Origin of the sequence: Paraburkholderia sp. BR14374, assembly GCF_040948685.1 — a bacterium.
Classification (GTDB): domain Bacteria; phylum Pseudomonadota; class Gammaproteobacteria; order Burkholderiales; family Burkholderiaceae; genus Paraburkholderia; species Paraburkholderia youngii.
Window position 1 is genome coordinate 1 of record NZ_JBFPKF010000100.1, and the last position, 1,338, is coordinate 1,338.

General features: G+C 59.6%; 1 protein-coding gene. It reads left to right on the forward strand.

The window, feature by feature from the left end; all coding sequences use genetic code 11:
• The first annotated feature begins 92 nt into the window (after positions 1-92).
• Positions 93-1,199, forward strand: a complete 1,107-nt coding sequence (locus AB3X86_RS38160; RefSeq protein WP_368599888.1) for an IS5 family transposase — start codon at positions 93-95, stop codon at positions 1,197-1,199.
• The last annotated feature ends 139 nt before the right edge of the window (positions 1,200-1,338 follow it).

The window sequence follows — 1,338 nt, forward strand, 5'->3', positions numbered from 1 at the left end:
TAGCACGCTGTTGAAATACCTCCCACGCACGTCATCCGCGCGGGAGGGGTAAACGTTGAAACAAAGAACCGGACAACACTGAGACTGAAGCGATGCGCGGAGCGGACGGCTATACCGAGTCGATGTTCACGATGTCCCGGCTGGATGACTTCATTCCGGCCAATCACCCGTTGCGACCGATTCGGCTGTGGTTGAACGATGCGCTCACTCGCATGGATTCGGTCTTCTCGCGCATGTACGAGAGCGACGCGAAGGGCGGACGACCGAGCATCGCGCCGGAGAAGCTGATTCGCGCACTGCTGTTGCAAGTGTTGTATTCGATTCGCAGCGAGCGCATGTTGATGGAGCAAATCTCCTACAACATGCTGTTTCGCTGGTTCGTCGGACTGGCGATGGACGATGCAGTCTGGGACCACTCCACTTTCAGCAAGAACCGCGACCGACTGATGGTCCATGATGTCATTGTCAGTCTGTTCAACGAGACGGTCGAGACAGCACGCATGCGTGGCCACCTGTCGGGGGAGCATTTCAGCGTCGACGGCACGCTCATTCAGGCCTGGGCGGGACACAAGAGCTTCGTGCCCAGGACGAAGCCGGACGACGACTCGCCGCCTGACGGCGGTGCCAGCTCTCACGAGAACTGGCATGGTGAGAAGCGTAGCAACGACACGCATGAATCCAGCACGGACAGTCAGGCGCGACTGTTTCGCAAGAGCCGTGGCACGGGCGCGATGCTTTGCTACATGGGTCACGTGCTGACTGACAACCGGCATGGCCTCGTGGTGAACGCACAGGTGACGCAGGCTAGTGGCACAGCCGAGCGGGACACAGCGGCCGAAATGCTTGCGAACGCTGCGCAGTTTGCCAATACACCGATTACCGTAGGTGCTGACAAGAACTACGACACGGCCGGCTTCGTGGCAACGTGCCGCGCACACGGCGTGACGCCACATGTTGCGCAAAACGATGGCCGCGCGGGCGGCTCGGCCATCGAAGGACGCACAACGCGCTGGCCCGGATATGCCATCAGTCAACGCAAGCGAAAATGCATCGAACAGGTCTTTGGCTGGAGCAAGACGGTCGGCAGGATTCGGCAGGCGATGTTTCGGGGGCTGCACCGAGTCGACCAGCTCTTCCTGTTGACTCAGGCGGCCTACAACCTGACTCGTATGCGCACGCTCGCCGCCAAAGCGGCATAGGGGCGAAAGGCGGCGAGGAGATGGCATTGGCCCCACCTGAATGAAAGACTTCGAGTATCAAATCGACATCAACCAAACCGGCGCAGCGACTCATTGAAATGAAGTGCTGCTCGCCAGCGAGGGGTATTTCAACAGCCTG

Coding starts and splice junctions, on each gene's coding strand:
- AB3X86_RS38160 (WP_368599888.1), top strand. CDS start 93: ATGCGCGGAGCGGACGGCTATACCGAGTCGATGTTCACGATGTCCCGG.